Source organism: Methylomonas sp. DH-1 (genome assembly GCF_046097555.1).
GTDB lineage: Bacteria > Pseudomonadota > Gammaproteobacteria > Methylococcales > Methylomonadaceae > Methylomonas > Methylomonas koyamae.
The window spans coordinates 726,881-749,429 of the sequence record NZ_CP143089.1; the positions used below are offsets into that span (position 1 = coordinate 726,881).

A 22,549-nucleotide genomic window follows, 5' to 3' on the forward strand; every position below is an offset into this window, starting at 1 on the left:
GCCTATTTTAACAGTTGGCGGCTCATCTATGCCTTAGCCTACTTGGCTTTTCGAGTTTTTCACCAGCCTGTTAGGTCAGGTTTTCAATGAAGTCATTTGGAAGCGATAGTCGAGTTTAAGTGTTTGCGCATTAACGAGGCTATGTATATCGGGCAAAAATCATGGCCGCAGGGTGCTTTTTTTAAAGTAAATATTTTACTCCCATGGATGTAGACACTCAGGGTGTATGACGAAATATTTCACAATATGTTGGAGTATCTGCAACCGCCGCATGGCGAATTGAACCAGTTTGTCCAATGGATTGGGAATGCAGCCGGCCTATTTGCCCCGTGTGTCGGGAAGCGGGTATGGATTCTCACGCAGGACCTGGGAACCAAGTATTCAGGTAACGATGCGCGGGGAGCGGAGGAAACCAGCATAAAGCGGGTTAAAAATTATTAACCCCGCAACAACGGCGATTGCAGGATCAGCGCGGCCGTAATCAACACCGCCGCGCCGAAGATGGCGCGCAAGGTGCGGGTGTTATTGCGCTTGAGTTGTTTGCGCAGTTGCACCATTTCTTTTTGCTGGTGCTGTAGTTGCTGCTGCATGTGCGCGGCGCTTTGCAGGGCGTTGAACACCAACCCGGGGATTTCCGGCAACTGCTCGCTAATTTCCGGAAACTTGCCCAACAACTCCTTGATTTTCTTCTCCGGACCCACCCGTTGTTTGAACCAGTTTTCCAGGAAGGGTTTGGCGGTTTGCCACAGGTCCAGCTCCGGATAGAGCTGGCGGCCCAGGCCTTCGATGTTGAGCAGGGTTTTTTGCAGCAGTACCAATTGCGGCTGAACCACCATGTCGAAGCGGCGTGCGGTCTGGAACAGGCGCAGCAATAGCAGGCCGAAGGAAATGTCCTTCAACGGTTTTTCGAAGATCGGTTCGCATACCGCTCGAATCGCCGCTTCGAATTCCTCGATCCGGGTGGTCGGCGGCACCCAGCCGGATTCGATGTGCATTTTCGCCACTTTGCGGTAATCGTGATTGAAAAACGCCAGAAAGTTCTCGGCTAGATAGCGCTGGTCGCTGTCCGACAAACTGCCGACGATGCCGAAATCGACCGCCAGATATTTGTCCGGCAATTGCACGAAAATGTTGCCGGGATGCATGTCGGCGTGAAAGAAATTGTCGCGGAACACCTGGGTAAAGAAAATTTCGACGCCGCGTTCGGCCAGCTTTTTGAAATCGGCGCCACCGCGGCGCAAGGCGTCGATATCGCCGACCGGGACGCCGTAGATGCGTTCCATGACCAGTACTTTCCGCCGGGTCAACGGCCAATGGATTTCCGGGATGTACAGCATCTCCGAGTTTTTGAAATTGGCGCGAATGGCGCTGGCGTTGGCCGCTTCGCGGACCAGGTCCAGTTCGTCGAGTATGGTTTTCTCGAATTCGGCGACGATTTCCATCGCCCGCAGCCGGCGGGCGTCGGCCCAGAATCGTTCGGCCAGGCGGGCCAGTTCGTACAACAAGCCGACGTCGGAATGGATTTTGTCTTCGATATCCGGCCGCAATACTTTGACGATGACTTTTTCGCCGCTATGCAAGGTGGCGGTATGAACTTGGGCCACCGAGGCCGAAGCCAGCGGCGTCGGGTCGAATTCGGCGAACGCTTCCTCTATCGACTGGCCGAGCTGTTGTTCGATGATTTTGCGGGCGGTATCGATCGAAAACGGCGGTACCCGGTCCTGCAATTTGACCAGTTCTTCGGCGATGTCTTCCGGCAGTAAATCCTTGCGGGTCGATAAGGTCTGGCCGAATTTGACGTAAATCGGCCCCAAGTCTTCCAGGGTCCGGCGGATGCGCACGCCGCGCGGCTCGCGCGAGTTGCGGGTCCAATAATTCGGCGACAAAAACGCCAGATAGCGGATTGGCCGGAACAGATGGGTTCTCAGTACGATTTCGTCCAGGCCGTGAAACATCATCACCCAATTGATATGAACCAGGCGCAGCAGTATTTTGGGGCGAATCACGGTGTCGGTCCTTTAGTCAGACTCTGAGAGGTTGTTGGCAGCCGCCGCCAGCCGATCCAGTCGGGCGGCGAGCCGGTCGCAATCGCTGCGGCAGCCGTCAATGCTGCGGAACAGCAATTCGGCTTCGGCTTTGGCCGGCAATTCGCGGGTTTCCTCCTGCAGGAACTCTTCCAGGTTTAGCCGGAAGGTGCGCAGGCTTTGGCCGGTCCAGCGTTTGCCGCCGCGGACGATATCGCCCAAGCGATTAGCCACGCGGTCGCCGGCGACGCGGGCCAGTTTGCCTTGCAGATCGATATCGAGTTTTTCGAACAGGCGTTGGAATTTGCGGGCCAATTGGACGTCGCCCGCCAAGCGCACCTCGCCCTTGAACAGGGAACGCATCGGTGTGGCGCTGAGGCCCATCAGGCCCAGCGCCGATAGCGAACCGCTCAGCGTGGCGTCGGCCGGCTCCGGATAACTGTCCAGGATGCGGATAGTGTCGGTGCCGGGACACAAAAACAGGCTGCTGCCGAAGGTGTCGATGCGCAATTCGATGACCTTGCCGGCCATCGGCGCCAAGTATTCCGCACTGTGGCTGTCCAGCGCCAAGTAGCGGGCCAGTGCCGCTTCCAGCGCGGAGATCAGCAGCGGTTTTAGCGCGTTCGGCATTTATTGCGCCTGCTGCTGTTGTTGAATTTGCTGCAAATAGTCGCGCATGTCTTCGTTGTTGACCCGTTGGTACAAGTCGGCGACGGCTACGCTGAGGCCGATGCTGTCGAAGCTCATGGCGTCGCCGAGAAAGTAGTGCGCCGGTCGCCAATCGGTCGAGCGGCGAAACACTTCAATTTCGACATGATCGGTTTCGATCAGAACATATTCTTGCAGGCTGGCCAAACCCCGGTAGGCGGTGAGCTTGACGGATTTATCGATGCGGCGGGCGGCTTTGGACAATATTTCGACGATAATTGTCGGCCGGTCGGTGTAATAGTCGTTAACGTTTTCGTCGTCGCAGACCACCATCACGTCAGGGTAAAAGAAGTTGGGGCCGGCTTTGACTTTTAAGTCGGACGAGAAGGTTGCGTAGGGCGAATTTTGCAGATGGTTACCCAGTAAACGCGCGCTGTTACCGACCAAAAGATTGTGCTCCCGGTTGGCGCCGGCCATTGCATAGGCTTCGCCGATCGGATATTGCGCCTGTTGCAGAGCCATCTTCGAATCTCGCTGCCGGGTCGGTGGGGCGGCTTAAAACTTGTAACCCCGGTGCACGGCGACGATGCCTTGGGTCATGTTGAAATATTCGCAACGCTCCAGGCCGGCGTTTTCCATCATCTGCTTCAATTCGTCCTGCTTTGGGTGCATGCGGATCGATTCGGCCAGATAGCGGTAACTGTCTTCGTCCTTGGCTACGACGGCGCCGATTTTCGGCAGAATATTGAACGAATAGAAGTCGTAGACTTTTTCGGTGACCGGGTCGATCGGGTGGGAAAACTCCAGCACGATGACGCGACCGCCCGGTTTCAATACCCGATACATCGAACGCAGTGCCGCGTCTTTGTCGGTGACGTTGCGCAAACCGAAACCTATCGTCACGCAATCGAAAGTGTTGTCGGCAAACGGCAGGCATTCGGCGTTGACCTGGGCGTAGCGGATATTGCCAGTGATACCTTTGTCTATCAAGCGGTCGCGGCCGGTGCGCAGCATTTCCGAATTGATGTCGGCCAATACCACCTCGCCGGACTTGCCGACCCGTTTCTCGAACAATAAGGTCAGATCGCCGGTGCCGCCGGCCAAATCCAAAACGTGGTCGCCTTCGCGGACGTTGGCTAGTTGCACCGCAATTCGCTTCCAAATCCGGTGGATGCCGAGCGACATCAGGTCGTTCATGATGTCGTATTGGCCGGCAACCGAATCGAATACGCCGCGCACCAGCGCGACTTTATCTGCCTTGGGAACCTGTTTGAAGCCGAAATGGGTGGTATTGTCGTTTGTCATGATTCAATTCAGTTGTGTAAGGGCGAGCGGCGGCTGATGCCGGCGGCTTGCAATGCTTCCAGGTAAGCTGACCACAGCAGCGGGAAATCGGAACCCAGCTTGTACAGCAAGTCCCAACTATAAATGCCGGTGTCGTGGCCGTCGCTGAACACCAGTTTGACCGCGTAATTGCCGACCGGCAGGATGTCGGTAATGGTGACGTCTTCCTTGCCTGTCTGCAGAGTTTCCTGGCCGGGGCCATGGCCGACCGCTTCCGCAGATTGGGTGAAAACCCGCAGATACTCGCTGGGCAATTCGAAAATGCTGCCGTCGTCGAAATGGATTTCCAAAATCGCCGATACTTTGTGCAGCTTGATTTCGGTGGGTTGGCAGTGGCAGGGAGTGATGGCTACGCGCATGGTCGGTTACAAAATATAGCGGCTCAAGTCTTCGTCGCCGGCCAGCTCCAACAGGTGGGCGTCGACGTAAGCGGCGTCGATCAGGACCGATTTCTCCGGCAGGTCCGGCGCGCTGAAGGAAATGTCTTCCAGCAGTTTTTCCAGAATGGTATGCAGGCGGCGGGCGCCGATGTTTTCGGTTTTTTCGTTGACCTGCCAGCCCAGTTCGGCAATGCGTTTGATGCCGTCGGCGGTAAATTGCAGGTCGACGCCTTCGGTTTTCAACAAGGCCTGGTACTGCTCGGTCAAAGAGGCATCCGGTTCGGTCAGGATGCGGACGAAATCGTCGGCGCTGAGCGCGTTCAACTCGACCCGGATCGGAAAGCGGCCTTGCAGCTCGGGAATCAGGTCGGACGGTTTGGTCAGGTGGAACGCGCCGGAGGCGATGAACAGGATGTGGTCGGTCTTGATTGTGCCGTATTTGGTGGTGACGGTACTGCCTTCGACCAGCGGCAGCAAATCGCGCTGCACGCCTTCGCGGGAGACTTCGCCGCCGCCCATTTCCGCCCGCTTGCAGATCTTGTCGATCTCGTCCAGAAACACGATGCCGTGCTGCTCGACGGCTTCCAGCGCCGATTGCTTAACTTCCTCTTCGTTGACCAATTTACCGGCTTCCTCTTCCTGCAGCAGTTTCAGCGCGTCCTTGATTTTCAGCTTGCGCGACTTGGTGCGGCCGCTGTTCAGGCTTTGAAACATTCCCTGCAATTGGCTGGTCATTTCTTCCATGCCCGGCGGCGCCATGATTTCGACGCCGACCGACGGTGCGGACACGTCGATTTGGATTTCCTTGTCGTTCAAATCGCCTTCGCGCAATTTTTTGCGCATTTTCTGGCGGGTGGCTTCCTCGGTGTCGGATAGCATGCCGCCCTCGGCGCGCGGCAGCAGAATGTCCAGCACCTTGTCTTCGGCGGCATCGGCGGCACGGTTTTGCACTTTTTCCATCGCCGATACCCGCGTCATCTTTACCGCACTGTCGATCAAGTCGCGGATGATGGATTCGACGTCGCGGCCGACGTAGCCGACTTCGGTGAATTTGGTGGCTTCGATTTTGATGAACGGCGCGTTGGCCAGCCTGGCCAGGCGGCGGGCGATTTCGGTTTTGCCGACGCCGGTGGGGCCTATCATCAGGATGTTTTTAGGCGTGATTTCGTCGCGCAGTTCCGGCGCGACCTGACTGCGGCGCCAACGGTTACGCAGGGCAATGGCGACGGAGCGCTTGGCGTCGGCTTGGCCGACGATGTGTTTGTCCAGTTCGCTGACGATTTCTCTGGGGGTCATTTGACTCATGGTTTACTCTTGCAGGGCCGTTTGCGGTTCGGCGTCCAATTCTTCGATACGTAAGTTGTGATTGGTATAAATGCAGATGTCGGCAGCGATATTCAAGGCCTTTTCGACGATGTCGCGGGCACCGAGTTCGGTATTTTCCAGCAAGGCGCGGGCCGCGCTTTGGGCGAAGGCGCCGCCGGAGCCGATGGCGATAAAATCGTGTTCCGGTTCGATCACGTCGCCGGTACCGGAAATGACCAATGAGGTTTTGCTGTCGGCGATAATCAATAGGGCTTCGAGTTTGCGCAAGGCGCGGTCGGTACGCCAGTCTTTGGCCATTTCCACCGCGGCGCGGGTCAGATTGCCGCGGTGCTTTTCCAGTTTGCCTTCGAAATGTTCGAATAAGGTAAAGGCATCGGCGGTGGCGCCGGCGAAGCCGGCTATCACTTTGTCGTGGTACAAGCGTCTGACTTTTCTGGCATTGCCTTTCATCACGGTGTTGCCCAAGGTGACCTGGCCGTCGCCGCCGATCACGACCTTGTTGCCGCGCCGGACCGATAGAATTGTGGTGCCTCTGAAGTTGGTCATAACCTGCGTAACTGAGAACGGAAAGGCGGCGATTTTACATGTTCTGCGCGGAGATGGGTTAGAAGTTTAATAACCTCCGGCCCAGTGGGTGAAAGGCCTGGAGATTGAACAAAGCGTTAAAACTGATTAAAGTTCAAACTGCTGGTATTTTAAGGATGCGCCGGTTTTTTATGGCGTTTCCAACATTACAACAATAACAACAAGAGGCTAGTCATGAATTTGTCGATTCGCTGGAAAAGCGCGCTGCTGTTGGGCGCGATGGTTTTTTCGAGTGTGGCGTTGGCGCTGACCCCGGAGGAGGAGGAACGGTTAAAGGAATGCAAACGGCCCAAATTCCGCGATTTCGTTCCGGAGCATAAAGCCGAAGTCGATGCCGGCGTCGACCTGTCGTTTCACGTTTCGCACAATGCCGACCCGTTGTCCATCAGCGCCGAGGCCCACGGCGAGAAAATGAAGGTCGAGGTGGTCGACAAAAAGACCTTCTATTTCGTCAAATCCAAGCTGCCGCAACTCAGCCCTGGATTCGCCCGCGTTCACGTCATGGCTAAATCCGCCGAAAGCAAGGTTGAGTCCGGCTGCTGGGGGCAGGACGGTTGGTTGATCAAGATCAAGGGCGACGAGGCCGCGGCCAAGCCGGCATCGGCTCAGTAGGCCTTGGTTGCAAAAATCCGCCGCCATCCGCATCGCGCGAGTGTGTGCGCTAAATTAATTGTTTTTCGTATCTGACCTAGCGGCTCGGCATTTTGCAGCAATAAAAAAGCCGGCATTGCGGCCGGCTTTTGCTTCGATCCTAAGGTTGCTTCGGTTACGCCGCCAGGGTCTTTCTGCGTTTCAATCCCAAGACGCCGACTAAGCCGGTCAGGAACAGCCAAGTTGCTGTCGGCAGCGGCACTGCGGACGGAATAATCGGCGATACGCTGATGCTGCCGGTATAGGTGCCGCCGTTGGATTGGCCTTTGATCGCGAGTTGGTAACTGCCTGCGCCTAATACGGGAATGTTATTCAACGAAATCAAATTATAAGTGGTCAACAATTCCTGATAAAACGGTGTTGAGTTTGGGAAAGGCAAGGTCACCAATTCCGGAGTCGAGGCTACTGCGAAAGAGGTCAGCGAGCCGGTGGCAATCACCGTTGAAGTCGAGTCGAGCAACTCCACGCTGGCATTCGAAATGCCGCTGGTGCTGGTGACGAAGCCGGCGCTGAAATCGGTGGTCAGACTGACTAAGGTTTGAACGTTTTGAAAACTCACGGCGCCGGATAGGTTGTAGGCGTCGTAAACATTGTCAATCACAAAGTTATAGATATTTTCGAAAGCCCCGGTGCTTACGGTATCGTTGATCACGGTCGCCGAAGCCGGGGTTAATAAGGTGGAGGCTGCCGCCTGAGGTGCATGGCTTGCGCCGGCTAATGCCAGGCAAGCCGTTAGTAGATAAGCTGTTTTGGTTTGTTTCATATTCAATTCCCGTGAAGTTAAGCCTGTACCAAGGTTACGGAACAATTATTCGGTCGACATCAGACAAAAGTACAGTCGCGGTGGTAGCGGTTTGTAATAGGCGGGCCACACGCGAATCTGACCGATCCGGCGCTTGAGGGGGCAAATTCGCCGCCAAGTTTTAACGCCCGAGTTGCCCGCCGGTGCGGCGGGCTTGTTTTCTACTGGCCGTTCGCGCAGCGAATCGGTAGCTATGCAACATGGTCGCCGGCCTGCTTCTCTTTTGCCTGCACAAAATTATACACGCCGAATAATTGTGGATTTGTAAGCCTATGAACTTTAATCGAATCTTAATTTGTTACTAATCAACGGGCCGGCGAATAGGGATAGAATTTCAATCATGGTTTTTGTAGTGGATTGTCCAAGCAAACCGCTCTGGGAGTAGAGAAAGAGACGGTGGATCAGGTTCAAATACGCGCTTGTTTAAGCGGCTGGCCCTGTTCGGAATAATAGCAGGGCGCGATGGCCGGGAGCGGTATGTGTGTTGTCGGGTTATTTTGAGTGTTAGATTCGGCAAAGATATAGCCAGACGGAATTCGGATGCTTGCAAGCGCTGAGTCCGTCGGGGCGGGTTTTGATCCGCCTAGCTGCAAGAACTCTATGTGCACCTGTCTTCGGCGTTTTTGGGGGCGGGGCCGGAGTAAGTTGGCCGAGGACGGCCGTTTGTTAACGTTAATGTACGGAGAAAACCAATGAAAATGATTTCATTCTTTAGGCTTTGGCTTGCCGTTTGCCTGTTTGCAGTTTCGACTGTAAGCTCGGCCGGCATCATCTGGGAATCGACGGATGGGGATAGTAATTTCTTATCCGTCAGTTTCTCGTCACCGTTCCCTACGGGGGATACTTTGGGTCTCTTCTCGGCAACCGCTACCGTGCTGGATAGTACTTCGTTGCTATACAGTTTTTCCGGTGTCGGCAGCTTTGCGACTTCAAGCCCGTTTAAGTTGGGTTTGCTGACGAGTAGCGGCTGGGTTGGAGAAGATGCCAACTACAATCTGGTAGGTAATACTTATTTATTGAGCTTTACCAAACCGGGCCTCTCCAATACGCTGAGTCTGCTCTACGGCTTCGACATCAAGCCGGCCGCAAACCAAGACCCGGTGTCTAGCGTACCCCTGCCCGCATCAGTCTGGCTTATGACCAGTGCCTTGTTGGGGTTCTTATATGCAGGGCGCAATAAATCCAATCTAGTAGCTTGATTCCTCGCCGGATCAAACAATCGGTGTTTGGTCCGGTGTTTTTTGGCGGTTCGTCCCGGCTTACTAAGTTTCTGCATTATCGGCGATAATCCCCGGTTTAATTCGGTAGGTTTCGCCCGTGGCAAACATTTTGGTAATTGGGTGCGGCAATATCGGTTTTCGCTTGGCGTCAGCATTGACTCGCGACGGCCATTGCGTGACCGCCTTAAAACGCACGCCGCTGGCCGTTCCGGCCCCTTTTGCTCTGGTTCTGGGCGATATCGCGCAACCGAGCACTTTTAGCTCACTACCCGCAAACTACGACCTTGTAATACTCGTGTTGTCGGCGTCCGGTCGCAATGCCGAACAATATCGAGCGCTTTACCAAGCCGGGTTGAACAATGTCTTGAATCATTTTGCCGCCGCCGGCGTTGCGCCGCCCTGCCTTATGGTGTCTTCCACCAGCGTTTACGGCCAAAACGGCGGAGAATGGGTCGACGAAGACAGCCCCACGCAACCCGCCAGCGCAACGGCAGAGTGGTTGGTAAAAGCTGAGCAGCGCTTGTGGCAGGCCGGTCCGCACAATTGCGTCGTCAGATTTTCCGGCATTTATGGGCCCGGACGCGATTGGCTGTTGCGGCGGGCCGCCGCCGGTGAGGCAATCCAGCGCGATCCGCCCAGCTTTACCAACCGCATTCATCAAGACGATTGCCTGGCGGTGCTGTTGTTTCTGATCGGCAAGATGCTGGGCGGAACTGAACTGGACAAGTGCTATCTGGCCAGCGACAACGATCCGGCGCCGTTGTGGGACGTCATGGTCTGGATCGCTGCCCAATTCGGTTATCCGCCGCCAAAGGCTTTGCCGCCGGCGATTGGCGTTGCGCAGAACAAACGCTGCAGTAACGCTCGGCTTAATGCCTTGGGTTATCGCTGGCGCTATCCGAGTTACAGGGACGGTTACCTACCGCCTTATTCGGCCTGAAGGGATTGTTTTTGCCGCTTGTTGGCAGTGCTGCGTTTGGGCGATGCCGGCGCTGCCGAGAACGCCAGAAATTGTGGAACGCCCTTTTCGCCGCTAACCCTGAGGTCTTGGTGCAGGCTGGCAAGTGCGCTAGCTTGGTCTATCGCTAAGCTCTCGGCCATGGCCTGGTAAACCAACTCGAACAAGCGCTTCAACGATATTTGCCAAGTACTGCCGCTTAACGCGTAAAGGCTTTCGCTGAGCTGCATAAACCGGGTAAACGGGCGGTCGGCTAAGATCAGCGGCAAGGTATGGGCGAAGCGGCCGGAATTGCCGATCAAATCCCAGAAGCGGGCAAAGCGGTTAATCCTTTGCATCTCTGCGAAACTGAGCGTGCTACTGCTGAGCAACGCGTAAGGCGGATTCGGATCGTAGCGTAAATCGAACGCTCGAGTGTGGCGGTTGATCGGAGCGCCGCGCAGGCGTTTCAGGATACCGACCTGTATTTCCTGCGGCTGCAAAGCGACCAACGCGTCGAAACTGTTGCCGAAACTTGCCAGCGTGTCGCCCGGCAGACCGGCGATCAGATCGGCGTGGATGTGGGCTTGGGAATGCTGCCGGAGCCAAGCCAGATTGGCTTTGGTTTTTTCGTTGTCCTGCCTGCGGCTGATCCGTTGCTGGATTGCCGGATCGAAGCTTTGTACGCCGATTTCGAATTGCAACACGCCTGGCGGAAAGCGGGCGATCGCGGTTTTCAATCGATCCGGCAAATTGTCCGGAATCACTTCAAAGTGCAAATACAGATCGCTGCTGAGCCGTTCCAGAAAAAACTCCAGAATCGCCACGCTGGTGTCAGTCTTCAAATTGAACGTACGGTCGATGAATTTAAAATTGCGGGCGCCGCGCCGATGCAATTCGGCCATGCTGGTTAAAAACGCATCCAGAGCGAAAGGTTTTGCGGTGAGGTCTAGCGAGGACAGGCAGAACTCGCATTTGAACGGGCAGCCGCGCGAGGCCTCGACGTAAACGATGCGCTGGCGAATGTCGGTATCGCTGTAATAAGGGTAGGGCGATGCCAAATCCGCTAACGGTACAGTCTGGCCGACGACGATTTTGGCCGGCGGCTGTATGCCGGCCAGCAGTTGGCGGCATAAATCCGGGAAGCTGATTTCGCCGTAACCGGTGACGATGAAATCCGCCAACTTGGTCCACGGCGCTAGGTCGGGCGGATGGCTGACTTCCGGGCCGCCCAGTACTACGACGATTTGCGGCGCGACCTGTTTCAAAATCGCCACAATCGCACCGATTTCGGCCGCATTCCAGATATAGACGCCAAAGCCGATTATGCGGGGTTGCAATTCCAGCAATTTCTCGACGATTTCCAGCGGGCGTTGCTGAATGCCGAATTCGAGTAATGCGGTGTGTTGCTGTAATTCGCCCATATTGGCGTAAAGGTAGCGCAGGCCGAATGCGCTATGGATGTAACGGGCATTCAGGGTGGTGATGACGATATCGGGCATGTTTAGTCGAGTTTATTGGCCTATAGCCGGGGCGGGATGCGAGCATAGCATCGATTGTTAAGCGCGATAAACCGTCACCGGTTGTGCTTAGTCGGCTTGAAATATGGCGAATTAGCGGCCATTTACAGCGGGGCGGCGGCTAAGCCGGCCTGATAAAATGCGTCCAGCGCCATTGTCCGAAATTCGAACCCTTTGTATCTCCATGAAAAAAATACTGAATCAAAGTTTTTTAACCAATTTTATTTCGCTGCTGGTAATCGGCATCGGTTACCTGAGCCCTTATTATGCCGAGACGTTGAAGGCCATCGGCTTTTTCGCGTTTTCTGGCGCGATTACCAACTGGCTGGCAATCCATATGCTGTTCGAGAAAGTGCCGTTTTTGTACGGTTCCGGCATCATTCCGGCCCGGTTCGAAGAGTTTAAAGCCTCGATCAAGGCCTTGATGATGGAGCAATTCTTCACCGTGGAAAATATCGAGCAGTTTATCGAAACCGAAGAGCGGCAAGGCGGCAGGATTCTGAACGTCGAGCCGCTGTTGGGTGCGGTCGATTACGACAAAGTCTATGACGGTTTGGTCAGCTCGATCATGGCGTCCTCGTTCGGCGGAATGTTGCTGATGATGGGCGGCGAGCAGGCCTTGCTGCCGCTAAAGGAACCGTTTTGCGAAAAAATGCAGCACACGCTGCGGGACATGGTCGATTCGGATACTTTCAAGTCAGCGCTGCAAAACGGCCTGAACGCGCACAAAATCGGCGAAGACCTGACCGGCAAAATCGAAGCGGTGATCGACAAGCGCCTCGGCGAGTTGACGCCGCAGTTGGTTAAGGAAATGGTGCAATCCATCATCAAGAAGCATCTGGGTTGGCTGGTGGTGTGGGGCGGAGTATTCGGCGGCTTGCTGGGCGCATTGTTCGGGTTTGCCTGAGTATGGCCAGCGTCGAATTGGTTTACGAAAGCCACGGCGAACCGGGCGGCATTCCGCTGATCATCGTGCACGGCTTCTTGGCGGCGGCGCGCAATTGGCGCACTGTCGCCAAGCGCTTGGCCGCCAATCGCCACGTCTACGTGCTGGATATGCGTAACCACGGCAGCTCGCCGCAAGCCGAGAGTCTGGACTACCCGAGCATGGCCGGCGATTTGATCGCCTTTATGGACCGGCTCGGCATCGCCGCCGCCGATTTGCTCGGCCACAGTATGGGCGGCAAGGCGGTGATGTGGTTGGCTTTGCAATATCCTCAACGCGTCGCCAATCTGATTGTTGCCGATATCGCCCCGGTGAATTACCAGCACAGCTTCGATGCGCTGATCGATGCCTTGGGCAGTCTGCCAGTAGCTAGTATCGGCAACCGCAAACAAGCTGAGGCAGCCTTGGCCGACGCGATTCCGGATTTGGCCTACCGCCAGTTTCTGCTGCAAAACCTGTTGCTAAAGGATGGCCAATATTATTGGCGGATCGATCTGGATGTCATGCGGCGCAACGCCCATCATATCGTCGGCTTTCCCGACGCCGAGACCGCTACGTTCGCCGGGCCGGCCTTGTTTATCGGCGGCGAGCGCTCGAAGTATATCGATGCGCAGGCCGTGTACCGGGCATTTCCCGCGGCCAGGATCAGTACTATCCCGGATACGGGGCACTGGCTGTACGTCGAAGCGCCCGAAGCGTTTTGCCGCTTGGTAGAGGACTGGTTGTCGGTTAACAGCTAACCGTTTGATTTTGTAGGTTTAGAACCTTGGTACACTAGCCGGGTTCGGGATAGCCGCTATCATCCGCAATGCTTTGGAGCGATAGCATTGCGGAGTATCTCTATGTCCAACTCTACCTGTCGGCAGTCGCCGAACCGAAAAAACCAGCGGCTGGCGCTTTCATTGGACGATTTCATCGCCTCGCAACAGGATGCGGCACTGAGCGATTATTTGGCGCTGTCCTTTAGCAGCGAAGGCGAATTTACCAAGATCAGCGTAACCACGGTAGGCCCGGAGCCGATCACTTATTCGGCAATGGTTTCGGCAGTCGCGACCCCGGATTGGCGGACCTTGGTGTTCGTTGCGCAGCCGTTTAAAGTGGGCGAGTTGAGCGATTTCAGTTCGCTTCCCGAGAAACGAAAAGCTTGTGTTAGAATCGCGCGGCTTGCGCCGTTTCGGCTGGCGCTGCGCTCCAAAGGCGGGCAGCGCAGGCGCAGAGGCGGCTCTAACGCCGATGGCGCGTAATTCGAGCCATCCCTTTTCTTAACTATTTATGCGAAACGCTCATGAGTAAACCAAAAAAAGTCGCAATTCTTACCGCTGGCGGTTTGGCGCCATGTCTGAACTCTGCTATCGGCAGCTTGATTGAACGTTACACGGAAATCGATCCGAGCATCGAAATCATATGCTACCGTGGCGGTTACAAGGGGCTGTTGCTGGGAGATTCTTACCCGGTCACCGCGGAAGTGCGTCAAAAAGCCGGTTTGCTGCAACGTTTCGGCGGTTCTGTAATCGGTAATAGCCGGGTCAAACTGACCAACGTCAAGGACTGTGTCAAACGCGGTCTGGTCAAAGAAGGCGAAGATCCGCAAAAAGTAGCGGCCGACCAGTTAATCAAAGACGGCGTCGACATCCTGCATACCATCGGCGGCGACGATACCAATACCGCAGCGGCTGATCTGGCGGCGTTTTTGGCCAAGAACAATTATGGCTTGACCGTAATCGGCCTGCCGAAAACCGTCGATAACGACGTATTCCCGATCAAACAATCGCTGGGTGCCTGGACCGCCGCCGAACAAGGTGCGCGTTACTTCATGAACGTCGTCGCCGAGAATAACGCCAACCCGCGCATGCTGATCGTCCACGAAGTCATGGGCCGTAACTGCGGCTGGCTGACGGCTGCCACCGCGCAGGAATACCGCAAATTGCTGGATAAAGCCGACTGGCTGCCGGAATTGGGCTTGAGCCGCGAATCTTATGAAGTTCACGCCGTATTCGTCCCGGAAATGGCGATCGATCTGGAAGCCGAAGCCAAGCGTCTGCGCGAAGTCATGGACAAAGTCGATTGCGTCAACATCTTCGTCTCCGAAGGTGCCGGCGTCGAGTCCATCGTCGCCGAAATGCAGGCCAAGGGCCAGGAAGTCCCGCGCGACGCCTTCGGTCACATCAAACTGGATGCGGTCAACCCCGGCAAATGGTTCGGCGAGCAGTTCTCGCAAATGGTCGGCGCCGAAAAAACCTTGGTGCAAAAATCCGGTTACTTTGCCCGCGCCGCAGCCTCCAACGTCGACGACATGCGCTTGATCAAATCCTGCGCCGACTTGGCGGTCGAGTGCGCCTTCCGCCGCGAATCCGGCGTGATCGGCCACGACGAAGACAACGGTAACGTGTTGCGTGCGATTGAATTTCCGCGCATCAAAGGCGGCAAACCGTTCAATATCGATACCGACTGGTTCAACAAAATGTTGGGCGAAATCGGCCAGCCTAAAGGCGGCAAAGTCGACGTCAGCCACTAAACGGCGCCAAGCAAAATCCTTAGTAATACCCGGCGGCCAGGATTCTGGCTGCCGCTAGCCAGTCCAGAGGGGAAGGTGTCTAAACTAACCGGTTAGCCCTGTGTCTGGCTTGCGCGACCGACTGGCGCGTTCATTTTTGTGAGCGTGCTCGGCCGGCCAACGTTTTGGCGACCCCGTAAAACGATAGTCAGAGTTTCGGCACATAGGCCTGCAGGCCCGAGCCTTTCAGCCAATTGCCCAAATTTTGGGTATTCGCTCGTATTTCTTTCTCCTGCTCGATATTTTCTAATTTCACCCGTACCCGATTCGGCGGCGACAAGCTTCCATTTCCGGAAGCAGCCGAGGTGTTTTGCTGCTGTGCGGAAATTTGCTACCGATTCGATTGCAATCCAAACCGCATTTTTTATCAGTCAGGAGCGTCTCGGTGGAAGTGGATTATGAAAATTATGAAATCGTGTCGGTGTTTCAGGATTATGCGCTGATCGATGCGGAGTCCTATCAGCGCAATTACCAGACTTACAATGGCCGGCCGTTGCCGGTCGGTTACTATGTGGTCAACTGGCCGGAGCACATCAGGGTCAGGCGTTTCGACGAGCGGGCGGTGTTTCATGGTCCGTTCCCGTCCCGGATGGAAGCCGCGTCGGCGTTGAATCGACTGACCGTCAATGCGGCGGCGTTTAGAAGGCATAAGCTGTTGTAGGTAAGGTCATGATGTGCGGCCAAACGTTGTTCCGGCCAAAGCATCGTATCGCGCCGGGCCTAAATTTCGTTTTCAGCGTCTTCAACCCCTGGTTCAGCCGGCCGGGGTTGCCGGAGTTAGCGCGGCCGACTCGCAACTTTAAATATCCGCCAGCCAGAAGCTTAAAACCCAAACAGTACTATCCGGAGCAAAGTCGGCATATCGGGTGCGGGTTGGCCGACGACGAACCGCAGTAGGGCAGTTAGGATCTAGGACACCGATGTTTCAGAACGACGAGCTCGAACATATCCCAATAGTTAGCGAATATTTCGCAAAGCTGACCGCGCTCGAAACCGCGTATGCCGAGAATCTGGAGCAACTAGCCGCTGCCCAGGCAAAAGTCACAGCGTTGGCGAAGGACAACTTGAGTTGTAGAAAGAAATTGAAAAAATTGGCGAAGCGTTATCTGCAGGTGCGCTATTTCGCCGATCACGACGATTTGACCGGACTTCCGAACCGGCGATTGTTTGAAGACCGCCTGAAACTGGCCATCGCCCAGTCGCCGCGACATCGTAAACCCGTGGCGTTGCTGTTTCTCGATCTGGATAAGTTTAAACACATTAACGACAGTTTCGGCCATGCGGTCGGCGACCGCGTGTTAAAGCAAGTGGCGCAACGCTTGACGGCCTGCATCCGGCGCGGCGATACCGCTTGCCGCTACGGCGGCGACGAATTTATCGTGATGCTGCCTGAAATCGGCGGCGCAGACAGCGGTGACATTGTTATCGATAAAATTCGTAAGCAATTATCCATGCCCTACCGGATCGGCGACTTGGAAATCGAACTTACGGTTAGCATCGGAATTGCCACTTATCCGGCCGACCAGCAAAATATCGACGACGTGATCGGCCAAGCCGATGCGGCCATGTACCGGGCCAAAAAACGCGTGGAGCGGGTGTTGCGCTTGGAACCGGGGCGTGCCACAGTTCCTTATTTCTGAGCGGCGGGCAAGTAGGTCGCGATCAATTCCAACAAGCGTGCCGGCTCCAGCGGCTTGGAGAATGCTTTGCAATTCGGGAGCTGTTTGCCCAGGGTTTTAGTCAAACTGGTATTGCCGGTAACGATCAGCGCCGGTAACTCGAGGCCGATCGCGGCGCGAATCCGGTCCACAGTTTCGATGCCGTCCAGCCCCGGCAACTGGTAATCGCTGATAATCAGGCTTGGCCGCAAGCCGTCGGCAATCGCGGCCAATGCCGCTTCGCCGTTTTGGGCGAAATGTCCGCTGATGCCGTGGGCGTCGAACAGCATTTTCACCGCTTTGCAGATTGCCGAATCGTCGTCGATGAACAATATCCGCGCCGAACGGTTATTATTAGAAACGGCCGGCTTTGCCGATGTGGCGGCGGCGGGCGGCGGCGGGGACGTACCCAATGGCAATTCCACGGAAAACACCGAGCCGACGCCCGGCTGCGAACTTACCGATAACTGCAAGCCGAGGATATCGGCGATATGCTTGACGATCGCCAGGCCCAGCCCCAAGCCTTTGTCCCGGTCCCGTTCGGCATTGTTAACTTGGTAATAGGCCTCGAAGATATGGGCCAAGCTGTCGAACGGAATGCCGATGCCGCTGTCTTCGACCGAGATGCGCGCCTTGCTGCTGCAGTCGCAGGAGACGATGATTTGGCCGCGCTCGGTATATTTGATGGCGTTAGCGACCAAATTGCCGACGATGCGTTCCAGCAAGGCCGGATCGCTATGTACGACGCAATCGCCGTGGCGGTATTCCAATAGGAGCCCCTTGAGCGCGGCCTGCGGCACGGTCGTGGCGGCGAGCCGGTCGAATAAGTCGCGCAGCGCGAAATCGCGTTTGCTGGGGACGATAATCCCGCTTTCCAAGCGCGCGATGTCGAGCAGCGCGTCGAGGATGGAACCCATCATCGCGATCGATTCGTGCAAATCGTCGCACACCGCCTTACAGTCCGACGACTCCAGCCGCTTTGCCAGCACCGACAGGTATAAATCGGCCGATTGCAGCGGCTGGCGCAAATCGTGGCTGGCCGCATTCAAAAACCGGGTCTTGAATTCGTTGGCTTTTTCCGCCGTAATCAGCGCGCCATTGAGTTCCTGGGTCCGGGTTTTCACCGCGGCCTCGAGATGCTGTTTGCTGTCGCGCAATTCCGCTTGGCTGAGCTTGAGCGGGGTGATGTCCGAAACAATGGTCAGTATGGTCTCTTGCTCGCCGTTTTGTTTGTGCAAGATACAAACGTACTGGTTAACCCAAAGCACGCGGCCGGATTTGCACAGGTAGCGGATTTCCATCTGGAAAAACCTCACCATGCCAGCGGTCAGTCGCCGGAAGTTGTGCAGGTAGGCTTCGATATCGGCAGCAAACATGATTTTGTCCAACGGCATCGGTTGCAACTCTTCGCGACTGTATCCCAGTAGCGCGCAATATGCGGCGTTGCAATCCAGCAGTTCGCCGGCCCGGTTTCTAACCGAAATTCCGACCAAGGCATTGTCGAAAACGCTGCGAAAATGTTCTTCGCTTCGGCGCAGCTTGGTTTCGGCCTGACAGCGCTTGATGAAATTGGCCGCCTGTTGCGCATAGATATCGAGCATGCTGGCTTCCAAGCCGTCCAAAAACCGCGGCGTTCGGAAATGGGTGGAAATCACGCCGATCGGCAGGCCTTCGTTGGACATTAACGGGGTACTTTGCACGGCCCGATAACCGGCTTGGCGGGCGACCTCGCGAAACGGTGCATAAAACGGGTCCTGGTCAACGTCGGCGATCACTTGCCGCTCGCGGGTACGGAGTGCCAGTCCACAAGCCGTCGGCGTGCCCTCGGACATCGTGTGGAAATAGTCCAGGAAATCCTGGCGAAAACCCTGCTGAGCCATGATCTTTAAATCGCCTTCGTTGCTCAGCAATTGGATGTTACCCATGTCGGCCTGTAGCATGCCCGTGGTTGCGATCAGCATTTCCTGCAGCCCGTCGGTCAGGCTATTGGTCTGCCAAAGCCGAAAACAGGCCGTGTTCAGCAATTCCAATGCCTCCTCTTCCCGTTTCAGATCGTGAATGTCGGTGCAGATGCCCAGCCATTCATCGCTGGTGCCCGTCAATTTATGCAGCACGGCTACCCGAACTTGCCACCAGCGATAACTATTGCCGCAGTTCAGCAAGCGGCATTCCAGGTTAAACGAAGTTTGTTCGCGAATGGCCCGCTCCCAGGCCAGCATCACCCGCTGGCGGTCGTTGGGGTGGACCGGGGCAAACCAGACGTCGTCCGGATGCTGCGGGTTCGGGCAATTCAGGTACGCCAGCCATTGGCTATTGGCATAGCGGATGACGCCGTCGTTGCCGGCAATCCAGGCCATCTGCGGCATGGATTCGATCAGGCTGCGGAACAGCCGTTCGCTGGCGGCCAAGTTACGGTAGCTCTGCTGCAAGTCCAATTCGACTTGTTTGAGCTGGTTGATGTCGATCGCGATCACCATCAACTGTATCGGGTCGCCCGGCAGCGTGGAGCCGTACTTGCGTACCCAGACCGGTTGGCCGCTCTTGGCGATATAACGGTTTTCGATGACGAACGAGGCGACTTCGCCGTCCACTACTCGCCGGACTTCGGCCAGATTGGCCGCTAAATCATCGGGATGGATCAAGTTCCGGAATTCGAGACCTTGCAGTTCGGTTAGCGAATAACCGGTGATGGCGCAATAAGCGCTATTGCAATATTGAAAATTACCGGTCAGATCGGTGATGGCGATGCCGGCGACGGCGTTGTCTAAGATTTTGTGGAAATGGTCCTCGCTTTTACGCAGTTTGGCTTCGGCTTCCTTGCGTGCCGTGACGACTTCGCTGAACAAAATCACGCCGCCGATAGTGCCGTCGTTGGCGTACCAAGGGCACATTTCCCATTTCACCCAATCCGTCCGCCCGTCGGCGCGGACAAAAGTATCTTCTTCTGCGGACAAGGTCTCGCCGGCCAGACAACGGCAGTAGATATCGCACCAGCGCGCGGATGTCTCCGGAAATAGCTCGTAATGGCTAATGCCGAGGATGTCGCGCTGTTCCAGCCGGAAATCCTCCAGCCAGCGTCGGCTGACTGCCAGGTAGCGCATTTCTTTGTCGAACATGGCGATGGCGGACGGCGCATGCGCCATGAACAGACGGAAGCGCTCGTCGTTGATCAGCGCCTGCTCGGCGTTTTTCAGATGGCTGATGTCGCGGACCGAGCAGACGACCAGCCATTCCTGCTCGGTTTGCAGCGGACTCAAGCTGATTTCCACCGGAAATTCGCGGCCGGACTTGTGTAATCCCCACAGATTCAATCCGGAACCCATGCGCCTGACCGACGGTTCGGCCAAGTACTTTTGCCGTTTGTGGCTGTGCTCGTCGCGGAAGCGGGGCGGCAGCAGCATATCGATATCCTCCGCCTGCAATTCGGCTGGGGTGTAGCCGAACACGGTTTCGACTTCGCTATTGGCAAACAGAATCCGATGTCGCCTATCGATTAACAGCGTCGCATCCGGCAATGTATCGAGAAAATTATGGAAGGGCGCCAGTGCCGAAACAGGGTGGGTCATGGTAACACCGGCCTCCAGAATGAACGCCTGGGGCGCGCGGAAAGTAAGAGGTTGGCCTTGGCCGGGTTAGAGCTCCGAGCGATCGCCGGAAACCAGGTCGGTTTCCGCGGCCAGTTTGACCAAATCGAGTAGGTTTGTCGAGCCGGTCTTACGCATCAGGCTACTTTTGTGTTTTTCCACCGTGCGGTAGCTGATATTCAGACTGCGCGCGATTTCTTTGGCGCTAGCGCCGTTGATCGCCAATTGCATGACTTCCCGTTCGCGCTGGGTCAATTGTTGCACGCGCTGGCGGGCTTGTTGCCGGCGGTCGGCTATGCCGAGCATTTGCTCGGATTTTGCCAATGCCGAATGAATCGCAAGCAACAGTTTTTCCCGAGCTACCGGTTTGACCAAATAATCCTCCGCGCCGGATTTTATCGCCTTGACGCTGGCCGGAAATTCGCCGTATCCGGTCAGAAAGATGATGGGCAGGGCTATGCCTTTCCGAGCGAGCGTTTCTTGAAGCTCCAAACCGCTCATACCCGGCATGTGCATGTCGACAATGGCGCAGCTGCAAGTTTGCGGCGGGTCCGTCGCCAAAAAATCTTCGGCACAGTTGAATGTGCTGACCGCCAGACCTTCTTGCGCCAGCACCAAGGCTAGGGATTTGCGTAGGGAGGCATCGTCGTCGACAACAAATATTTTGGGCAAGGAACGATCCAGAAGTTCAGTCATGGCAAACAACATAGCAAGGGCTTGAAACTGCTGTAAATGGGGAGTAACACTTATTGCGTGTCGTTAAATTGCGTTGTGCCGTGGCCTAGGCCTCGGTGTTCGTTCCCATTGTGCCGACGGCGCGGATTGTCCACTATTGGCCACAAGTGGGGGCGAGCGCAGGTTTGCAAACCGCGGTTGCAGCCGGCGAACTGCCCCGCATTCGCCAAACTCAAGCCCGATCGGTTCGCAGGCAGTTTGCCGAACGCGTGGGCAATATTCAATAACAACGAGGTTAGACTATGAAAGTGGCGCAAATTATGAGTAAACAAGTGCAAAGCTGCCGGCCGACGGACAGCCTCGAGCATGTGGGAAAATTGATGTGGGACAAGGACTGCGGCTGTTTGCCGGTGTGCGGCGGCGACGGCATGAATAGCATCGTGGGCATGATCACCGATCGCGATATCGTTATGTGCGCCATGTTTCAGGGCAAACCGTTGCGCGAATTGCAGGTGGCTGAGGCGATGGCGCGCGAAGTACGGACCTGCCATCCTAACGATGCCTTGGCCGTTGCCGATAAAATCATGCGCGATGCGAAAATTCGCCGGCTACCGGTCATCGATAAGTCCGGATGCGTGGTCGGTATGATTTCCCTGGCCGACTTAGCCCAGGAGGCAGCGCGCGAAAACTCGGCAGACCTGAAGGACATTAGCCCGAACCAGGTCAGCAATACGCTCGCGACGATCTGTACCCCGGATATTCGGCAGCTCGCCGCATAATCAGGCAGTAAACCGTGGTTACCGGTTTTCCCGCCGGTAAACCGCCATAAGTCTAACCGGCGAACGGTGATGATGCCGAACGGCCTTGCCGGAATGGTTTGCAGCTTGGCGGCTGGATCGCCGGTCCAGCGCGCTCTTTCCGGCGGTTGCCGGATGTGGGCCAATCTGCTCCGGCCTAGCCAACGGCCGGCCGTGCTATTCGGCCTTAAAGCACAGGCCAAAGCCGTCGTCGAGCAGCGCACCGGAGGTCAATACGTCGGAAAGCAGGTCCAGCATGTTCTTGGCGCCGGTTTTGAGCAACAGGCTGCTCTTGTGCTTTTCCACGGTGCGGAAACTGATATTCAGGTCGCGCGCGATCTCTTTGGCCGAGAAACCTTCGGTCGTCAGGCGCAGCACCTCCCACTCGCGTTGCGTCAATTTTAACGTGCGCGATTTCACGTCTTGTTGGCGCTTGATTTTGGCTTGTATCAGTTCGCTTTTCGCCAGACTGGCTTGAATCACAGGCAGTAGTTTTTCGACGGTGATCGGCTTGACCAGAAAATCCTCGGCCCCGTGTTTAATCGCGGCGACACTGTCCGGAATTTCGCCGTGGCCGGTCAGAAACACGATCGGCAAGGCAATGCCGTTGTCGATCAGATGCTGTTGCAATTCCAGGCCGGTCATGCCGGGCATGTACATATCGACGATCGCGCAGCCGCTGCAGTGCGGCAAATCCGAGGCCAGAAACGCTTCGGCACTCGCGTAGGCCGCCACCCGCATGCCTTCCATTTCCAGCACCAAAGCCAGCGATTTCCGCACTGCGTCGTCGTCGTCGATAATGAACACGGTCTGCGGGGATTCAACTGTTGACTTAATCATGCGGTGTAGTCTATCAGGCGCGAATAACCGGAGCATATGGGGGTTTTTACTCATGGTT

22 protein-coding genes are annotated in these 22,549 nt (G+C 56.0%); 10 read left to right on the top strand and 12 right to left on the bottom strand.

The features are described from left to right. Positions 1–437 precede the first annotated feature (437 nt). Genes ubiB through hslV form a run of 7 tightly spaced genes read right to left on the bottom strand, consistent with a single transcriptional unit; the run spans position 438 to position 6,268 of the window. Positions 438–2,006, bottom strand: a complete 1,569-nt coding sequence (gene ubiB / locus VXJ35_RS03445; protein WP_064020497.1) for a ubiquinone biosynthesis regulatory protein kinase UbiB — start codon at positions 2,004–2,006, stop codon at positions 438–440. Between the two features lie 12 nt (positions 2,007–2,018). Then, positions 2,019–2,654, bottom strand: a complete 636-nt coding sequence (locus tag VXJ35_RS03450) for an SCP2 domain-containing protein (RefSeq protein ID WP_064020498.1) — start codon at positions 2,652–2,654, stop codon at positions 2,019–2,021. Beyond that, positions 2,655–3,194 carry a Uma2 family endonuclease gene (locus VXJ35_RS03455; RefSeq protein WP_082880784.1) on the bottom strand — a complete coding sequence of 180 codons (540 nt, stop codon included), beginning with the start codon at positions 3,192–3,194 and terminating at the stop codon, positions 2,655–2,657. Between the two features lie 33 nt (positions 3,195–3,227). Beyond that, entirely contained in the window at positions 3,228–3,977 is a 750-nt protein-coding gene (gene ubiE / locus VXJ35_RS03460; protein WP_064020499.1) for a bifunctional demethylmenaquinone methyltransferase/2-methoxy-6-polyprenyl-1,4-benzoquinol methylase UbiE, read from the bottom strand. A gap of 8 nt (positions 3,978–3,985) precedes the next feature. Then, entirely contained in the window at positions 3,986–4,375 is a 390-nt protein-coding gene (locus VXJ35_RS03465) for a gamma-butyrobetaine hydroxylase-like domain-containing protein (RefSeq protein ID WP_054760194.1), read from the bottom strand. Positions 4,376–4,381: 6 nt separating this feature from the next. Beyond that, on the bottom strand, positions 4,382–5,701 hold the full coding sequence (gene hslU, locus VXJ35_RS03470; RefSeq protein ID WP_064020500.1) for an ATP-dependent protease ATPase subunit HslU: 1,320 nt from the start codon (positions 5,699–5,701) through the stop codon (positions 4,382–4,384). 3 nt (positions 5,702–5,704) lie between these two features. Next, complete coding sequence (gene hslV, locus VXJ35_RS03475) at positions 5,705–6,268, bottom strand: ATP-dependent protease subunit HslV (RefSeq protein WP_054760199.1); 564 nt, start codon at positions 6,266–6,268, stop codon at positions 5,705–5,707. A gap of 213 nt (positions 6,269–6,481) precedes the next feature. Here hslV and VXJ35_RS03480 point away from each other — a divergent pair, with 213 nt between their 5' ends. Further along, positions 6,482–6,919 (top strand): hypothetical protein, encoded by a 438-nt coding sequence (locus tag VXJ35_RS03480; protein WP_064020501.1) that lies wholly within the window; start codon positions 6,482–6,484, stop codon positions 6,917–6,919. A gap of 154 nt (positions 6,920–7,073) precedes the next feature. Here the strand turns inward: VXJ35_RS03480 and VXJ35_RS03485 are convergent, their stop codons facing one another. After that, positions 7,074–7,721, bottom strand: coding sequence for a hypothetical protein (locus tag VXJ35_RS03485; RefSeq protein WP_054760203.1), 648 nt, complete (start codon positions 7,719–7,721; stop codon positions 7,074–7,076). Between the two features lie 731 nt (positions 7,722–8,452). Here VXJ35_RS03485 and VXJ35_RS03490 point away from each other — a divergent pair. Together VXJ35_RS03490 and VXJ35_RS03495 are read left to right on the top strand one after the other, a co-directional pair. Then, on the top strand, positions 8,453–8,959 hold the full coding sequence (locus VXJ35_RS03490; protein ID WP_064020502.1) for a hypothetical protein: 507 nt from the start codon (positions 8,453–8,455) through the stop codon (positions 8,957–8,959). A gap of 118 nt (positions 8,960–9,077) precedes the next feature. Further along, the gene (locus VXJ35_RS03495; protein WP_064020503.1) at positions 9,078–9,920 is read left to right on the top strand and encodes an NAD-dependent epimerase/dehydratase family protein; all 843 of its coding nucleotides are present in this window, start codon (positions 9,078–9,080) and stop codon (positions 9,918–9,920) included. Here the strand turns inward: VXJ35_RS03495 and VXJ35_RS03500 are convergent. Then, positions 9,908–11,419 (bottom strand): B12-binding domain-containing radical SAM protein, encoded by a 1,512-nt coding sequence (locus VXJ35_RS03500; protein ID WP_064020504.1) that lies wholly within the window; start codon positions 11,417–11,419, stop codon positions 9,908–9,910. The genes VXJ35_RS03495 and VXJ35_RS03500 overlap by 13 nt on opposite strands. Before the next feature lie 202 nt (positions 11,420–11,621). On the opposite strand from VXJ35_RS03500, the gene VXJ35_RS03505 reads away from it, so the two are divergent. The 6 genes from VXJ35_RS03505 (at position 11,622) to VXJ35_RS03530 (ending at position 16,577) form a co-directional block, all read left to right on the top strand. Next, entirely contained in the window at positions 11,622–12,344 is a 723-nt protein-coding gene (locus tag VXJ35_RS03505; RefSeq protein ID WP_082880785.1) for a DUF445 domain-containing protein, read from the top strand. A 2-nt stretch (positions 12,345–12,346) separates the two neighbouring features. Further along, positions 12,347–13,123: an alpha/beta fold hydrolase gene (locus tag VXJ35_RS03510; RefSeq protein ID WP_064020505.1), complete on the top strand. Its 777-nt coding sequence runs from the start codon at positions 12,347–12,349 to the stop codon at positions 13,121–13,123. A gap of 102 nt (positions 13,124–13,225) precedes the next feature. Further along, positions 13,226–13,627 carry a hypothetical protein gene (locus VXJ35_RS03515; protein ID WP_064020506.1) on the top strand — a complete coding sequence of 134 codons (402 nt, stop codon included), beginning with the start codon at positions 13,226–13,228 and terminating at the stop codon, positions 13,625–13,627. Positions 13,628–13,668: 41 nt separating this feature from the next. Continuing rightward, the gene (locus tag VXJ35_RS03520; RefSeq protein WP_054760213.1) at positions 13,669–14,898 is read left to right on the top strand and encodes a pyrophosphate--fructose-6-phosphate 1-phosphotransferase; all 1,230 of its coding nucleotides are present in this window, start codon (positions 13,669–13,671) and stop codon (positions 14,896–14,898) included. 424 nt (positions 14,899–15,322) lie between these two features. Next, positions 15,323–15,598, top strand: coding sequence for a hypothetical protein (locus VXJ35_RS03525; protein ID WP_157198053.1), 276 nt, complete (start codon positions 15,323–15,325; stop codon positions 15,596–15,598). A gap of 259 nt (positions 15,599–15,857) precedes the next feature. Beyond that, a complete protein-coding gene (locus tag VXJ35_RS03530) occupies positions 15,858–16,577 on the top strand; it encodes a GGDEF domain-containing protein (protein WP_064020509.1) in 720 nt (239 codons plus the stop codon). Here the strand turns inward: VXJ35_RS03530 and VXJ35_RS03535 are convergent. Next, positions 16,568–20,161 (bottom strand): PAS domain S-box protein, encoded by a 3,594-nt coding sequence (locus VXJ35_RS03535; protein ID WP_064020510.1) that lies wholly within the window; start codon positions 20,159–20,161, stop codon positions 16,568–16,570. The genes VXJ35_RS03530 and VXJ35_RS03535 overlap by 10 nt on opposite strands. Positions 20,162–20,227: 66 nt before the next feature. Continuing rightward, positions 20,228–20,875 (bottom strand): response regulator transcription factor, encoded by a 648-nt coding sequence (locus tag VXJ35_RS03540; RefSeq protein ID WP_064023354.1) that lies wholly within the window; start codon positions 20,873–20,875, stop codon positions 20,228–20,230. A gap of 299 nt (positions 20,876–21,174) precedes the next feature. Between VXJ35_RS03540 and VXJ35_RS03545 the strand changes: the two genes are divergently transcribed. Beyond that, a complete protein-coding gene (locus VXJ35_RS03545) occupies positions 21,175–21,633 on the top strand; it encodes a CBS domain-containing protein (RefSeq protein WP_197495955.1) in 459 nt (152 codons plus the stop codon). Positions 21,634–21,828: 195 nt separating this feature from the next. Here VXJ35_RS03545 and VXJ35_RS03550 read toward each other — a convergent pair whose 3' ends face one another. Next, the gene (locus tag VXJ35_RS03550) at positions 21,829–22,491 is read right to left on the bottom strand and encodes a response regulator transcription factor (RefSeq protein ID WP_064020512.1); all 663 of its coding nucleotides are present in this window, start codon (positions 22,489–22,491) and stop codon (positions 21,829–21,831) included. Positions 22,492–22,549 lie beyond the last annotated feature (58 nt).